Below are 13,525 nucleotides of genomic sequence, written 5' to 3' on the forward strand. Positions count from 1 at the left end.
CCACGGTAATCTGAATGCGGGGGACCTGCCTAGACGGGTACAGGCCGGTCTGGGCGTCGGAGAAGCACGTCAGAAAGCGAGGGCCATGAAGGAACGGATCCTCAGCTCGGGCCCGGCCCGCAGCACAGCGCAGGGGAAGTACGAGTACCTCGTCCTGTCCGTGAATCCAGGGGAATCGATCGCGGCGGCGCGTCAGCGCGTACGCGAGCACTCCGAATACGGCAAGTGGGAGCTCGAGCGGAGTCGGCTCTACATGGGTGGGGTCCGACGTTACTGGCTGCGCCGCAAGGTGATGGTGGTCGAAAGGACGGCCTAGCTCCCCGCCTCATCCTCGAGGGGACCGAGGAGGGCGTTCGCGACGGTTGCGTGCGCCGATTCGGGATCCGAGGGGTGGTAGAGGCCTGCAAGCACGTCGCGGTAGAGGCGCTGGAGCTCGCTCGAGCGGAAGTAGCCGCCACCGCCGCCGACCCGCATCGCGATGTCGACGACCCGACGGGCCGTCTCAGTGGACCTGTGCTTGAGCCCGCTGAGGGCGGGGAACCAGGCACCGCCGCGGTCCTCGATGCCGTCGACGTCGCCCGCGATGCGCTCGAGCTGCGGCAGGACGCCATCGAGCGCGATCGCGGCGTCGGCGAGCTGCCAGCGGATGTCCGGATCCTGCGAGTAGGGCCTGCCCCCGTTCCGGAGGGACTTCCGACGGTGCGCCGCCTGGACCCCCAGGTCGAGCGCGCGCTCCGCTATCCCTGTGTAGACCGCAGCGAGCAGCGTCTCGAAGACCGCGAAGACCCCGAAGATCAGGAGATCGGGATTCGGGCCCACGGGGAGCCTCCGGACGATCCGGTCCGCCGTCGCCACGGCACCCTCGAGGACTGTCGTGCACGACTGGCTCGCGCGCATGCCCAACGTGTCCCAGTCGTCGAGATGGCGCCAGCCCGGCTGGTCCCGGCGGATGAAGCCGTAGACGAGGCGTGGCTCGGGCCCGGTTTCGTCCTTGCCGAACGTGCCCATCCGGGTCCAGACGGGCGCGAGGCTCGTGAACACCTTCACGCCGGTGTAGGCGTAGGCGCCGTCCGGGAGCGGGGTCGCAGTCGTGACGGAGTCGAAGAGCACCGAGTCGTTGCCGGCTTCGGAGATGCCGAAGGCGAAGACTTCCCCTGCCGCCGCCTCCTCGAGGACGAAGTCGAGCGAGGAATCGCCGCGTGCCTGGAAGACGCGGGCGACGCCGGTCCACACCAGGTGCATGTTGATGCCCAGGGCGGTCGCGGGCGCCGCGGAGGCGAGCCGCCGCTGGAGGCGGACGACGTCGGCAAGGCTGGCTCCCAGCCCGCCGTCGCCCTCGGGAACGAACGCCTTGAGATACCCCGCGGTCGTCAGCTCCTCGATGTCCTCCCGGAAGAACTCGTTGCGTTCGTCGTAGCCGGCCGCCCGCGAACGGATGCGCTCGAGGAGCTGGTCGGGAAGCACAGTGGACGGATCGAGATCCAAGCCGCCTCCTCTCATCGCGGGACCCGTCCGGGCCCCAGCCGCTGCCGGGTGCGGATCCCAGCCGTCAGTAGGTGGTGAGCAGCCGCCGAAGGACCCTCGTGCCGAAGCGGAGCGATTCGGCGGGAACGCGTTCGTCGACCCCGTGGAACATCCCCGCGAAGTCGAGCTCGGCAGGAAGCCGGAGGGGGGCGAAGCCGTACCCCGTGATGCCGAGCCGGCTCAGGGACTTGTTGTCGGTGCCCCCCGAGAGCGTGTACGGCAGGACCCGCGCCCCCGGGTCCTCGGCCTCGAGCGCGCCGACCATCGACTCGACGAGGGCGCCCTCGAAAGGCGTCTCGAGCGAGACGTCGTGGTGCACGTAGGCGAAATCGATGCCCTCGCCGGCAAGCTCCTTGATCTTCTCCAGCACGAGCTCGTCCTGGCCCGGGAGGGTCCGGACATCGATGCGTGCCTCCGCGCTCCCCGGGATGACGTTGTCCTTGTAGCCGGCCTTGAGAACCGTCGGGTTCGAGGTGTTCTGGAGAGTGGCTCCGACGAAGCGCGCGAACGTTCCGAGCTCCTTGAGGAGGATCTCGGGGTTCTCCTGGTCGAACGCGACGCCGGTGAGCTCCGTGACACCGTCGAGGAAGCGGCGCGTGGTGTCCGTGAGCTCGATCGGCCACTCATGGGACCCGATGCGGCTCACGGCTCGGGCGAGCCGGGTCACGGCGTTGTCCGTGTTCGTCTGGGAACCATGCCCCGCGCGCCCGCTCGCCGTGAGCTTGAGCCATGAAAGGCCCTTCTCGGCAGTCTGCAGCATGTAGGTCCGCTGGCCGCCGATCTCGGCGGAGAAGCCCCCGACCTCGCTGATGGCCTCCTTGGCCCCCTCGAAGAGCTCTGGGCGGTTGTCCACGGCCCAGCGGGCCCCGTAGGTGCCGCCGGCCTCCTCGTCGGCGAACATCGCGATCACGAGATCGCGTCTGGGACGAATGCCGGTCCGCTGCAGTTCACGGACCACCGAGAGGACCATGGCGTCCATGTCCTTCATGTCGACCGCCCCGCGGCCCCAGATGAGGCCCTCGCGGAGTTCGGCAGCGAACGGATCGACGCTCCAGTCCTCCTTCTGCGCCGGAACGACGTCGAGGTGGCCGTGGACGACGAGTGCGCTCGCGCTCGGGTCGGTCCCCTCGATGCGCGCCACCACGGACGCTCGGCCAGGGGCGGATTCGAAGACCTCCGCCTCGAGCCCCACCTCCTCGAGCAGCTCCGCCGTGTATTCCGCCGCTGCCCGCTCCCCTGGGCCCGAACCGTCTCCGTAATTGCTCGTGTCGTAGCGGATGAGGTTCTGGCAGATGTCGACCACTTCGTCCTCGGCGCGAAGCGACGTCTCGAGCGGGCGGTCAGGCATAGGAATTCCTCCTCGGCTGCGACGGATCGGTGAGGCCAGCCTATCCCTCGCCCTCGCTCCTCCCCCGCCCCGATCCGATTTCTCCAGAGGCGGCAGATCGTGTACAGTCTTACTCGCTGCCCGGACGGATCGCACTGCGCGAACCTTCCGGCGATCACCTGCGCGGGTGGCGGAATGGCAGACGCGCTAGCTTGAGGTGCTAGTGCCCGTTTAGGGCGTGGGGGTTCAAGTCCCCCTCCGCGCACAGTGAAATGCCCCGGTCTTCCGACCGGGGCATTTGCGTTTTCCGGCCCTCGCCGGGCGCCCCGGCTCAAGGGCGTGGCAGGCCAGGGAGTGGCGGAGAAGTGGTCCCGATGGTGTAGAGTATTTACTCGTTGCCACGGAGGAAAACAGCGGTATCAGGCCTCCGGCGACCGCCTGCGCGGGTGGCGGAATGGCAGACGCGCTAGCTTGAGGTGCTAGTGCCCGTTTAGGGCGTGGGGGTTCAAGTCCCCCTCCGCGCACAGGGAGAACGCCCCCGGTCTTCGGACCGGGGGCGTTCCTGCATGGTCGGGCGTTCTTGCGGTGGAGCGTGCTGGCCTGGCCGCTTCAGAGCCGGGCGATGGTGCCCCTGAAGTGCCTCCGCCCCGACGAGGCGTTCCACCCCACGAATTCGGACCTCGCCCACGTTCCGTCGTCGTCCGCGATATCCGTGATGCTGAGGCACACGCGCGCGGGAAGGAAGACAGGCGCCTCGAACGCGACGTCCCAGGTGAACGTGTCCCCCTTCTGGGGCCCGACTTCGGCAAGGGCGCGCGATGCCGTGTACATGCCGTGGGCGATCGACCGCCGCATTCCGAGTGCCCTCGCTGAGATCGAGCTCAGGTGGATCGGGTTGAAGTCGCCCGAGACGGCCGCATATTCGCGGCCCGTCTCCGACGCGAGACGCCACAGCGCCGTCGGGGCCGGCGGGCTGAACTCGTCCCGCTGGCCGTTCAGGCCGGGCTTGTCGACGCCCGGAAGGTAAACGCCCTTGGCAAGGTAGGTGGACGTCCCCCGCCACGCTACGTCGTCATTGCCCGCGTGACGCACCTCCACGACAAGCTCGACCTGGGTGCCGGCGCGGTGACCCGCCAGGTTCTCGGCCCAGGCCCACACTTCGAGGAGGTCGTCGTAGCGGATCGGCAACAGGTATTCGACGGAATTCCGCAGATGCACCATGCCGAGCAGCGGGAGTGGGAAGTCCTCCCGGCCCATCACCGACATCGCCGCCGGAAAGGCGAGAGTGTGCACGTAGCCGGCGGGGGCGACGTCCCGCTTCGTCTCGCCGAGGAGGGTCTGGTACTCCGTCATCTTCACCAGGTCCGGCCGGACCCCGGCAACGTGATGCCGCGCTCTGGGGAGGGAGACCCTTGCGCTCGCCCTGCCGACGAGCTTCCTCGCCGCGTCCCGCGCTGCGGCCACATAGAGCCGCGAGAGGGACGGCATCTCCGGGAGCTCGACGGTCTCGAGGCCGCTCACCGGCGCGGTCACTGCCCCACCAGATTCTGACCGCATACCCGCAGGATGTTCCCCGTGATTCCAGCTGCTGCGTCCGAGGCGAGGAACGCGATGGCCTCGGCGACGTCCTGCGGCTGGCCGCCCTGCTGGAGCGAATTGAGGCGGCGCGCCACCTCGCGGGTCGCGAAAGGAATCCTCGCGGTCATCTCGGTCTCGATGAAGCCGGGCGCGACGGCGTTCGCGGTTCCCCCGCGCGCTGCCAGCCGGGCCGCCGTCGAACGCACCATCCCCACGACGCCCGCCTTCGACGCCGCATAGTTCGTCTGGCCCCGGTTTCCCGCCAGCCCGCTCGTCGAGGACACCGAAACGATGTGGAGGCCCTCTCCCAAGCCGTCAGACCCCAGCAACGCCTCGTTGATCCGGAGCTGTGCTGCGAGATTGACCGCGATCACGGAGTCCCATCTCGCGGCGTCCATATTGGCGAGCAGCTTGTCCCGGGTGATTCCCGCATTGTGCACCACGACGTCGAGCCGCCCGTAGCGCCCGACAGCGTGGGCCAGGATGCGTTCCCCCGCATCCTGACGCGTGATGTCGAGTTGGAGCGCGGTCCCACGGACCTCGTTCGCGACTTTCGCGAGGGACTCCCCCGCGGCCGGGACATCGACGAGGACCACCTTCGCGCCGTCGCGGGCGAGGGTGCGCGCGATCGCGGCTCCGATCCCCCGAGCGGCGCCCGTCACCACCGCGATCTTTCCCTCGAGCGGGCGCTCTGGGTCCGAGGGCAGTTCGCCTGCGCTGGACCCCACCGTGAGGAACTGGCCGTCGACGAACGCAGAACGGCCCGAGAGCAGGAAGCGCAGAGCCCCGATCACGCTCGGGGCGTCGGCGGTGACATCCTCGGCGAGGAGGATTCCGTTGCCGGTGGCTCCGGCGCGCAGCTCCTTGGCGAGCGAGCGGAGGATGCCCTCGACCCCCTGTCGCGCGGCCGCAACAGCCGGCTCGTCCTGGGTCGAAGCCCGGCGCGAGAGTGTGACGACCCGTCCAGACGGAGCAAGGGACCGGACGGCCTGGCCTGCAGCCAGCACGGGGGCACTCAGGTCTTCGGGGCGCTCGATCCCTTCGAGCATGAGGATGATGGCCCCGAGCTTGGGCGCCTTCGCGCCGTCGTCCGGCCGGGAGGCCCCGCCGTCGGGCGCGCCCTCACGCCGGACCTCGACGCCCCACTCCGTCAGTGCCGAGGCAACCGCCTCGGCCGAGGGCCCCGAGCCGACAAGGAGCGCCGGCCCGGGCAGCAGGGGTGCGCCGGGGCGGTAGCGGCGAAGCTCGACAGGCTGCGGGAGCCCGAGACGCTTGGCGATGTCGCGGCCCCAGCCGCGGCTCACGAAGGCCGTGTACGTGTCTGTCACTCCGCTCCCCCTCAGCGCGCCTCTAGCACGGCGGCGACGCCGAGCCCGCCCGCTGCGCAGACCGAAATGAGGCCGCGCGCCGGACGGCCCCCGACGGACCCGCGCTCGTGGAGCTGCTTCGCGAGCGTGGCGACGATGCGGCCGCCCGTCGCTGCGAAGGGGTGGCCCGCCGCAAGCGAGGACCCGTTCACGTTGAGCTTGGCGCGGTCGACCTTGCCGAAGGCACCGTCGAGGCCGAGCCGCTCGCGGCAGAACTCTTCGTCCTCCCACGCGGCGAGGTGGCAGAGCACTGTCCCGGCGAATGCCTCGTGGATCTCGAAGTAGTCGATGTCCTCGAACGTGAGGCCCAGCCGGCCGAGGAGGCGCGGCACCGCGAAGACAGGTGCCATGAGGAGCCCGTCCTTGCCGTGCACGAAGTCGACGGCCGCAGCCTCTCCGTCCACGACGTCTGCAAGGATCGGCAGATCGCGCGACTCGGCCCACTCCTCCGACGCCAGCAGGACGCTCGAGGCGCCGTCGGTCAGCGGAGTCGAATTGCCCGCCGTCATCGTCGCCTTGTCGCCGAGCTGCCGCCCGAAGACGGTCTTGAGGGACCCGAGCTTGTCCATCGAGGTATCGGGCCGCAGGTTGCTGTCACGGGCGAGCCCCCTGTAGGGCGTGATGAGGTCGTCGAAAAAGCCTCGGCCGTAGGCGTCGGCGAGGTTGCGGTGGCTCGCGAGGGCGAGTTCGTCCTGCGCCTCGCGGCTGATGTCCCACTGCGCCGTCGTGAGTGCCTGATGCTCCCCCATCGAGAGGCCGGTGCGGGGCTCGTTCGTGCCGGGCGCAACCGGTGTGACGTCCTTCGGACGGAGCCTGGACAGCGCCTTGAGCTTCTGCTGGACCGTCTTCGCCCCGTTGAGCTCGAGGACGGCGTGCCGCAGCCCCTCGCTGACCACGATCGGAGCGTCCGAGGCGCTGTCGACGCCGCCCGCCACGGCCGACTCGATGCGGCCGAGCTTGATCTTGTCCGCGAGGCCGAGCACGGTCTCGAGACCGGTGGCACAGGCCTGCTGGACGTCGTAGGCAGGCGTCTCGGGCGAGAGCGCCGATCCGAGGACGGCCTCGCGGGTGAGGTTGAAGTCGCGCGAATGCTTGAGGACGGCGCCCGCCGCCGCCTCTCCGATGCGCTCGTCCTGCAGCCCGAAGCGCGCGACGAGGCCATCGAGGGCAGCGGTCAGCATGTCCTGGTTGGAGGTCATGGCATAGGCGCCATTGGCCCTCGCGAAGGGGATCCGATTGCCGCCGACGACGACGGCCTTGCGCAGCGTGGACATCATGCCTCCCTGGAGGGGACCGCCCAGCAGGGGTCCCGGATGTGAGCTGAGTTACCGATACCAAGCGTACCTGATACGCTGGGTATCGTGAACCTCCCCCACCCCGACGCGGATTTCGAGCGGGCCACGACACTGGAAGCGCGCGACGGCGCCTCCGCGCCCGCCGTCGACGGCCGCACCGCGCGCTGGGCGAACCACCGGGAGGAGCGTCGCCGCGACCTCATCCGAGCCGCACGCCGCGCGGTCCACCGGCTCGGGCCAGAGGTCCCGATGGAGGAGATCGCGGCGACTGCGGGAACCTCCAAATCGGTCTTCTACCGCTATTTCGGGGACAAGGCGGGGCTCCAGGCCGCGATGGGCGAGGTGGTCCTCGCCCGGATGCAGGAGCGCATCGCCGCGGCGGCCCGAGCCGCCGAGTCCCCCTACGAGGGGCTCCGAGCGATGGTGACGGCCTATCTCGGCATGGCGGCGGGCTCGCCGAACGTCTACGAGTTCGTGACGCGCGTCCCTCCCGGGAGCCCGGCCGACGCCGAAGCGGGGGCGGCGTTCGGGAACTTCTTCGGCGCCGTCGGCGGCATGATCGAGGAGCCCATGCGCCGCGTCCTCCTGCCCGGACGCCAGGCCACCCTCGCGTTCTGGCCGACCGCCGCGATGGGCCTAGTCCGCGCAGCAGGCGAACGCTGGCTCGAGACACCCGAGAGTCCCACCAAGCCAACGCTCGACACTATGGCCGGACTGATTGCCGACTGGCTCTTCGCCGGAATAGCAGCCGAGGCAGAGGAAACCACGACGGTGCCAGAGGCGGCGGCAGCCGACCCCTCAGGCCTATCACGCAGCCCGGCGGCAGCCGGCTCATCACGCAGTACAGCAAGCAAGGAGAAGCCATGACAGAACTCGCTTCCGAACTCCCCGAGGCCGTGCAGCCGGCAGACCTCAGCGATGAGGCCGAGGAGGCCCTGCGCATCGACGTCGCAGGCCTCGCCGAACAGCTCCTGGGTGCGTGGGCCAGCACGCGGCACGAGGCACGCGAACTCGCCGGTCGCCCCGAGCTCCACAAGATCGAGGGCCTCAGTCATCACGAACACCGCGAACGGGTCTTCGCCCAGCTCAAGTTCCTCGTCGACCACAAGGCCGTGCACCGCGCCTACCCGAAGGAGCACGGGGGCTACGACGACCACGGCGCGAACATCGCGGGATTCGAGGAACTCGTCGCGGCCGACCCCTCGCTCCAGATCAAGGCAGGGGTCCAGTGGGGCCTCTTCGGCGCCGCCGTACTGCACCTTGGCACGGAGGAGCACCACGCGAAGTGGCTCCCCGGGATCATGTCCCTCGAGATCCCGGGCTGCTTTGCGATGACCGAGATCGGGCACGGTTCCGATGTGGCCAGCATCGCGACGACCGCCACGTACGATCCCGAGGCGGAAGAATTCGTCATCCACACCCCGTTCAAGGCCGCGTGGAAGGACTACATCGGGAACGCCGCCAAGGACGGCCTGGCCGCCGTCGTCTTCGCCCAACTCATCACGAAGGGCGTCAACCACGGCGTCCATGCCCTCTTCGTTCCGCTCCGCGACCCCGAGACGCACGAGTTCCTCCCCGGGGTCGGCGGCGAGGACGACGGCATCAAGGGCGGGCTCAACGGCATCGACAACGGTCGGCTCCACTTCGACCACGTCCGGGTGCCCCGCAGCAATCTGCTCAACCGCTACGGCTCAGTCGCGCCCGACGGCACCTATTCGTCGCCGATCGCCAGCCCGGGCCGGCGCTTCTTCACGATGCTCGGCACGCTCGTCCAAGGCCGCGTCTCGCTCGACGGCGCCGCCGCGGCGGCGTCGAAGCTCGCCCTCACGGCGGCCATCCGCTACTCGACCGAGCGCCGCCAGTTCAACGCATCCTCCGACACGGCCGAGGAGGTCCTGCTCGACTACCAGCGGCACCAGCGCCGCCTCCTCCCCCGCCTCGCGACCACCTACGCCATGAGCTTCGCCCACGAACAGCTCCTCGAGAAGTTCGACGGAGTCTTCTCCGGCCGCAGCGACACCGACAAGGACCGGCAGGACCTGGAGACGCTCGCCGCCGCACTCAAGCCGCTTTCGACGTGGAACGCCCTCGACATCCTGCAAGAGTGCCGGGAGGCCTGTGGCGGTTCCGGCTTCCTCATCGAGAACCGGTTCGCCTCCCTCCGCGCGGACCTCGACGTCTACGCCACGTTCGAGGGCGACAACAATGTGCTGCTCCAGCTCGTCGCCAAGCGCCTCCTCAACGACTATGCGAAGGAGTTCCGCACGGTGGGCGTCGGAGCACTCGCGAAGTTCGCGCTCGGGCAGGCGGCCGGAGTCGCCTACAAGACCGGGCTGGGTGCAGTCGCCCAGTTCGTCCGGGACAGCGGCCGAGCCCAGCGCGCCGCGCTCGCGCTCCGCGACGAGGACACGCAGCGCCTCCTGCTCGCCGACCGGGTCCAGACGATGGTCGCCGAGGTCGCCCAGGCCCTCCACGGAGCAAATCGGCTCCCCCAGGCGGACGCAGCAGCCCGCTTCAATGCCCACCAGGACGAGCTCATCGAAGCCGCACGCGCCCACGCCGAGCTGCTCCAGTGGGAGGCCTTCACGGAGGCGCTCGCGCAGGTCGCCGACCCCGCGACGAAGACGGTCCTCACGTGGCTGCGCGACCTGTTCGGCCTCTCGCTCATCGAGAAGCACCTCGCGTGGTACCTCATGAACGGTCGGCTGAGCATGCAGCGCGGCCGCACCGTCGGGGAGTACATCAACCGACTGCTCACCAAGCTCCGGCCGCACGCCCTCGACCTCGTCGCGGCCTTCGGGTACGGTCCCGAGCACTTGCGGGCGAACATCGCCACGGGCGTCGAGGCCGAGCGTCAGGCTGAGGCTGCAGCCTACTTCCAGGCGCAGCGGGAGTCCGGGACAGCGCCCAAGCTCGAGAAGCACTCGAAGTCGTCGGCTGGCCCGAAGTCCTCCGCCGGCCCGAAGCCAGCGGCCGGCCCGAAGTCCTCGGCCCGTTCGAAAACGCCGGGACAGGAGTCCTGACCGCCGCGGCACTTGTTCGCTCTGAGCGGGTTTCCCGCACCTTCCCCGCCCCGATTGGCCGGGTCTAGCCTGAGGGCAAGGCCCGGCCAGAGGACCGGGCGAACCCTCGAGGAGGTTTGCCATGGGTGATGGATGGTCCCGTCGCGGAGGGTGGGACATGCCGGTCCCGCCGCCGTTCCGCAGGTTCGGGTTCCCCGATCAGGTGCGGCGCTTCATGGAGGGCGAGTGGGACACGGGATCTCTTCGCGTCGAGGAATACCGCGAGGGTGACACGCTCATCGTGCGTGCCGAACTCCCGGGGATCGACCCAGAGAAGGACGTGGACGTCAGCGTCCGCGACGGAGAGCTCAACATCCGCGCAGAGCGGCAGGAGAACGCTGAGAACACCACCAAGGACGGCTACCACTCGGAGTTCCGCTACGGCTCGTTCTCGCGGACGGTGCAGCTGCCTCGCGGCGCCCGCCAGGAGGACATCAAGGCGAGCTACAGGGACGGTGTGCTCGAGATCCGCGTCCCGGCGGCCGCTGAGGGCGGCCCGGGTCCCACGAAGATCAACGTGAGCCGGGACTGAGGCGCCGGCTCACGCCAGTGGGGGATTCTGACGACGGCGGCGAGCGACCCGCGGGGGCCGCTCGCCGCCGTCGTCCATTCTCCGTGCCGAAGCCGAGTCAGGCCTGGCCGAGCACGGAACGGTAGACCTCGAGCGTCTCCTCGCCGATGCTGTCCCACGAGAAATTGCGTTCGGCGCGGAGGCGGCCGGCCTCGCCCATGCTGCGGGCCCGGGCCGGATCGGAGACGACCTCCGTGAGGGCGGCCGCGAAGTCGGCCACGAACTTCTCCGGGTCGAGCGGAGTGCCCGTCCCGTCTGTGACCTGCTCGATCGGCACGAGCAACCCAGTGGTTCCGTGGGCGACGACCTCGGGGATGCCGCCGGTCGCCGTCGCGACCACCGCCGCACCGCAGGCCATGGCCTCGAGGTTCACGATGCCGAGGGGCTCATAGATGCTGGGGCACGCGAACGCCGTCGCGTGGCTCAGGACCTGGATCAGCTCGGCGCGGGGCAGCATGCGCTCGATCACGATGACGCCCTCGCGCTCGGCCTTAAGGCTGTCGATGAGCGCACCGGTCTCCTTGGCGAGTTCGGGAGTGTCGGCCGCACCGAGGCACAGCACGAGCTGGACGTCGGCGGGCAGCTTCGCCGCAGCCCGGAGCAGGTACGGCACCCCCTTCTGCCGGGTGTTGCGGCCGACGAACACGACCGACGGCTTCTCGGGATCGATTCCGAGGGCTCGGACGTGGTCGGTGCCCTCGTCCCTGCCCCAGAGCGAGACGTCGATGCCGTTGTGGACAACCCGCACCCTGCCCGGATCAACCTCGGGGTAGCAGCGGAGGATGTCGTCCCGCATGCCGTGGGAGACCGCGATGATCGCCGAGGCCGCCTCGTACGCGGTCTTCTCGACCCACGACGAGAGGCGGTAGCCGCCGCCGAGCTGCTCGGCCTTCCACGGCCGCAGCGGCTCGAGGCTGTGGGCGCTGAGGACGTGCGGGATGCCGTACAGGATCGACGCGATGTGCCCCGCCATGTTGGCGTACCACGTGTGCGAGTGCACGACATCCGCTCCCGAGACCTCCGGGACGATGTCCACGTCGATGCCGAGGGTCTGCAGGGCGGCGTTCGCTCCCGCGAGCTGGGGAGGGACCTGGTGCGACGTGACCATCGCCCCTCCGACCTCCGGATCGCGGGGCGCACCGAACGCGTGGACACGCAGATCAACCTCCCGTGCGAGCACTTTGCTCAGCTCCGAGACGTGCACCCCTGCCCCGCCGTAGATCTCCGGTGGAAACTCTTTGGTCACAATGTCAATTCGCACGGCACCAACGTAGTCGCTGCCGGGTACGTGTTCTAGTGTGAACCGGGAGGCCTCTCCTGCTCCTGAGGGGCCCAGAGGGCATCACGAATAGACGGGGGTGCGTCATGGCGCCGAAACGGGTATTGGCAATCGTCTTGGCCGGCGGAGAGGGAAAGCGGCTCATGCCGCTCACAGCGGACCGGGCCAAACCGGCTGTACCCTTCGGCGGAACCTACCGGCTCATCGACTTCGCCCTGTCCAACCTGGTGAACTCCGGCTACCGGCGCATCGTGGTCCTGACCCAGTACAAGTCCCACAGCCTCGACCGGCACATCTCCGAGACGTGGCGCCTCACGCCGCTCCTGCAGAACTACGTCGCATCCGTCCCGGCACAGCAGCGCGTGGGCAAGAGCTGGTTCCTCGGCAGCGCCAACGCCATCTACCAGTCGCTCAATCTGATCCACGACGACCAGCCCGACATCGTCGTCGTGGTCGGAGCGGACCACGTGTACCGCATGGACTTCGACCAGATGGTGCAGTCGCATATCCAGTCGGGAGCGAAGGCTACCGTCGCGGCAGTGCGGCAGCCGCTCGGCATGGCCAACCAATTCGGGGTGATCGAGACCGATCCCGCGAACCCGGACCGCATCTCGGCCTTCATCGAGAAGCCGCCGACGACGCCGGGGCTCCCCGACGACCCCGACCAGTTCCTGGCCTCGATGGGGAACTACGTGTTCGACTCGGACGCGCTCGTGGAGGCCCTCAAGCGCGACGCCGAGCGGCTCGACACCAAGCACGACATGGGCGGGGACATCGTGCCCTACTTCGTCGAGCGCGGCGAGGCCGGGGTCTACGACTTCACGAAGAACGAGATCGCCGGCTCTACGGAGCGCGACCGGACGTATTGGCGCGACGTAGGCACCATCGACTCGTTCTACGACGCCCACATGGACCTCATCTCGCCGCTTCCGGTCTTCAACCTCTACAACGAGAAGTGGCCCATCTACACCCGGCAGTTCGTCTCCCCGCCCGCCAAGTTCGTCCGCGGGGTCGGCGGCACGGTCGGATCTGCGCTCGACTCGATCGTCGCGAGCGGCGTCGTGGTGACGGGGGGATCGGCCCAGGGCTCGGTGCTCTTCCACGACGTCCGGGTCAACGCCCGCGCGCGGGTGCTCGACTCGGTCGTGATGGACGGCTGCGTCATCGGCGAAGGTGCCGTCCTCAACCGGGTGATCCTGGACAAGAACGTGATCGTCCCGCCCGGGGCGACGATCGGCCTCGACGCGAAGCTCGACAAGCGGCGGGGCTTCCAGGTCACGGATTCAGGCATCACGGTGCTCTCCAAGGGGCAAGAGGTGCCGGAACCGGACGAGGACGAGCGCAAGCTTGCCTCGGCCTGGGTCTCGAAGCATCCCGCCGACTTCGAGGACCGCGCCGAGAGCGAGGAGGCGAGCCAGGGTGCGCCCTCCGCCACGCCGGCCGGCGACGGGCGGCCGGCGAGTGCCCGCCCGGCGTCGTCGGCGCAATCCGCGGAGGCGACGCGCCGGTAGACTTGGAGGCC

Annotated in this window: 11 protein-coding genes and 2 tRNA genes; 7 read left to right on the forward strand and 6 right to left on the reverse strand. The window is 69.3% G+C overall.

What is annotated here, in order from left to right; all coding sequences use genetic code 11:
* Positions 1 to 85: 85 nt before the first annotated feature.
* Complete coding sequence (locus tag E6A21_RS03630) at positions 86 to 316, forward strand: DUF5703 family protein (protein ID WP_138442785.1); 231 nt, start codon at positions 86 to 88, stop codon at positions 314 to 316.
* Here the strand turns inward: E6A21_RS03630 and E6A21_RS03635 are convergent.
* Positions 313 to 1,500 (reverse strand): acyl-CoA dehydrogenase family protein, encoded by a 1,188-nt coding sequence (locus E6A21_RS03635; RefSeq protein ID WP_138442786.1) that lies wholly within the window; start codon positions 1,498 to 1,500, stop codon positions 313 to 315. The genes E6A21_RS03630 and E6A21_RS03635 overlap by 4 nt on opposite strands.
* Positions 1,501 to 1,549: 49 nt before the next feature.
* Positions 1,550 to 2,872 (reverse strand): M20/M25/M40 family metallo-hydrolase, encoded by a 1,323-nt coding sequence (locus tag E6A21_RS03640; RefSeq protein ID WP_138442787.1) that lies wholly within the window; start codon positions 2,870 to 2,872, stop codon positions 1,550 to 1,552.
* A 160-nt stretch (positions 2,873 to 3,032) separates the two neighbouring features.
* Here E6A21_RS03640 and E6A21_RS03645 point away from each other — a divergent pair.
* Together E6A21_RS03645 and E6A21_RS03650 are read left to right on the forward strand one after the other, a co-directional pair.
* A tRNA-Leu gene (locus tag E6A21_RS03645) sits at positions 3,033 to 3,116 on the forward strand.
* A 175-nt stretch (positions 3,117 to 3,291) separates the two neighbouring features.
* Positions 3,292 to 3,375, forward strand: a tRNA-Leu gene (locus E6A21_RS03650).
* 85 nt (positions 3,376 to 3,460) lie between these two features.
* Here E6A21_RS03650 and E6A21_RS03655 read toward each other — a convergent pair.
* The 3 genes from E6A21_RS03655 to E6A21_RS03665 are packed head-to-tail and all read right to left on the reverse strand — an operon-like array spanning position 3,461 to position 7,073.
* Positions 3,461 to 4,408: a MaoC/PaaZ C-terminal domain-containing protein gene (locus E6A21_RS03655; protein WP_425471511.1), complete on the reverse strand. Its 948-nt coding sequence runs from the start codon at positions 4,406 to 4,408 to the stop codon at positions 3,461 to 3,463.
* Entirely contained in the window at positions 4,381 to 5,757 is a 1,377-nt protein-coding gene (locus E6A21_RS03660; RefSeq protein ID WP_138442788.1) for a 3-oxoacyl-ACP reductase, read from the reverse strand. Before E6A21_RS03660 ends, E6A21_RS03655 begins: the two co-directional genes overlap by 28 nt.
* Positions 5,758 to 5,768: 11 nt before the next feature.
* Entirely contained in the window at positions 5,769 to 7,073 is a 1,305-nt protein-coding gene (locus E6A21_RS03665) for an acetyl-CoA C-acetyltransferase (protein WP_138442789.1), read from the reverse strand.
* Between the two features lie 84 nt (positions 7,074 to 7,157).
* Between E6A21_RS03665 and E6A21_RS03670 the strand changes: the two genes are divergently transcribed.
* The 3 genes from E6A21_RS03670 (at position 7,158) to E6A21_RS03680 (ending at position 10,685) form a co-directional block, all read left to right on the forward strand.
* Positions 7,158 to 7,958: a TetR/AcrR family transcriptional regulator gene (locus tag E6A21_RS03670; protein WP_246036180.1), complete on the forward strand. Its 801-nt coding sequence runs from the start codon at positions 7,158 to 7,160 to the stop codon at positions 7,956 to 7,958.
* A complete protein-coding gene (locus E6A21_RS03675; RefSeq protein ID WP_138442790.1) occupies positions 7,955 to 10,114 on the forward strand; it encodes an acyl-CoA dehydrogenase family protein in 2,160 nt (719 codons plus the stop codon). The genes E6A21_RS03670 and E6A21_RS03675 overlap by 4 nt, the downstream gene beginning before the upstream one ends.
* 121 nt (positions 10,115 to 10,235) lie before the next feature.
* On the forward strand, positions 10,236 to 10,685 hold the full coding sequence (locus E6A21_RS03680; protein ID WP_425471512.1) for an Hsp20/alpha crystallin family protein: 450 nt from the start codon (positions 10,236 to 10,238) through the stop codon (positions 10,683 to 10,685).
* A gap of 97 nt (positions 10,686 to 10,782) precedes the next feature.
* Here E6A21_RS03680 and glgA read toward each other — a convergent pair whose 3' ends face one another.
* Positions 10,783 to 11,985: a glycogen synthase gene (gene glgA / locus E6A21_RS03685; protein WP_138442791.1), complete on the reverse strand. Its 1,203-nt coding sequence runs from the start codon at positions 11,983 to 11,985 to the stop codon at positions 10,783 to 10,785.
* Between the two features lie 104 nt (positions 11,986 to 12,089).
* On the opposite strand from glgA, the gene glgC reads away from it, so the two are divergent.
* On the forward strand, positions 12,090 to 13,514 hold the full coding sequence (gene glgC / locus E6A21_RS03690) for a glucose-1-phosphate adenylyltransferase (RefSeq protein ID WP_138442792.1): 1,425 nt from the start codon (positions 12,090 to 12,092) through the stop codon (positions 13,512 to 13,514).
* Positions 13,515 to 13,525: the final 11 nt, after the last annotated feature.

Source organism: Sinomonas susongensis (genome assembly GCF_005877005.1).
Taxonomy (GTDB): domain Bacteria; phylum Actinomycetota; class Actinomycetes; order Actinomycetales; family Micrococcaceae; genus Sinomonas; species Sinomonas susongensis.